This is a genomic window from Pseudomonas sp. 05T35 (genome assembly GCF_056396605.1).
Genome location: NZ_JBFTLU010000804.1, coordinates 1 through 897, shown reverse-complemented (window position 1 = coordinate 897; position 897 = coordinate 1). Strand labels below are relative to the sequence as shown.

The window sequence follows — 897 nt, the reverse complement described above, 5'->3', positions numbered from 1 at the left end:
GAACTACCGGTCCAGAGCGCTGCGAACTGTTCAGCAACGTAATAAGTCACGCTGGATGCTCAGTGACTGCGCATGCCCGCTAATGTGGAGCATACGTCCAGCAACGACAAATTCCTGACCCTCAGGACATATATAGCAAACGCGACCAACGGTATGTTAGGTGGTATTATGCCGCCCAATTAGTTGGCTCCAGGTTATGGCACTCTGACTTCAGGCGGGTCTATCCCGCGAAGAGTGCAACACTCGATTTTGACAATCAGACTGCGCTAACTTGAAGCCCACCATTCAATCACCAGCGTTATCCACACAGAGACCCGTCAGGCATCATGACCGGTCTGCCCGCAGCGAACATTCATTGGCTCCATCCGCTATGTACGCCAGCCTCAAGTCAGTCGCCTCTTGGCCACCCTCCCGAAAAAGCGTTCGCCGGCTCACTCTGCTGCTGTGCCTGTGTTCGGCGTTCGGCAGCCTGCTGGTTTACTGCCTGTCCAGCCAATTTCCAGCCGCACTGCTGATACTGAACCTTGCGGCAGCCACCAGCGTCTGCGTGCAGCATTGCAATTCGCGTAAATCGATCAGGTTCCAGCCTCAGGAACTGGCCGACCGCTTGCTGGAAGTACAGGAGAACGAGCGCCATCGGCTCAGCCGTGAACTCCACGACGATATCGGCCAATTGCTGACGGCGGCAAAGCTACAAAGTGAATGGCTCAAGCGACGTCAGCCCGAAGAACTGCAAAGCCATTGCACCCTGCTGTGCGACACGCTGGAAGAAACCATGACCAAAGTTCGCGATGTCTCGGCCATTCTCAATCCAAGACAACTCACCAGCCTTGGCCTTGAAGCCAATTTGCGTGCGCATCTGCTCAAGACGCTGGCCAATACTGCCGTGAACTGGAG

The 897-nt window shown here is 55.4% G+C and carries 1 protein-coding gene; it reads left to right on the top strand.

Translation table 11 applies throughout. The annotated features are described in order from the left end of the window. Positions 1-370: 370 nt before the first annotated feature. Positions 371-897 (top strand): sensor histidine kinase (locus AC1DH9_RS29960; protein ID WP_477809430.1); only part of this gene is annotated, 527 nt, incomplete at its 3' end.